This is a genomic window from Phyllobacterium sp. P5_D12 (genome assembly GCF_054049495.1).
Genome location: NZ_JBFUMG010001161.1, coordinates 1 through 583 on the forward strand (window position 1 = coordinate 1; position 583 = coordinate 583).

The following is a 583-nucleotide window of genomic DNA, read 5'->3' on the forward strand; positions in this document are numbered from 1 at the left end:
CTCAAAACTCAATTCAGATTGCCTGGTGTTTCTTTCGGTCTCCCTGCCATGCTTGGCAAAATCCTCAGGAACAGCGCCCTGAAACGAATAAATGGATTGCTTTTCGTCACCGACGGCAAACAGCGTGCGCCGGATGTCGCGGGCGGATTTGCCGGCAAAAAATTCCGCGCTGAGCAGAAGTATGACACGCCATTGGTTGGGGCTCGTATCCTGCGCCTCATCGACCAGAATATGATCGATACCCTTGTCGAGCTTGTATTGTACCCATGGTCCAGCATCCTGACGCGACAGCAATCTCACTGTACGCACAATCAGATCGTCGAAATCGAGCAGACCATGCGTCTTTTTCATCTGCTGATAACGACCGAGCAGGTCGTCAATCAGAACCAATGCGGAAAGGGTAAGGCGAAGCACGCGCCATTGTTTAAGACGGTCCAAACCCTGGAATACGCGTTGTGCCGCTTGATCGTAACGATCGATAAAATCCGGATAATGGTCCGTCACCCCCTTGGTTGCGATATAGGAACCGCTTTTGGGATCACCCGTCGCTTTCAGGAACGCCGCTCGCAGCGCTTCCTCGCGT

General features: G+C 52.8%; 1 protein-coding gene. It reads right to left on the reverse strand.

The genetic code is table 11. The annotated features are described in order from the left end of the window. Positions 1-583, reverse strand: a 583-nt coding sequence (locus ACXJ5O_RS29275; protein WP_457302958.1) for a UvrD-helicase domain-containing protein, incomplete at both ends; no start/stop codon positions are given.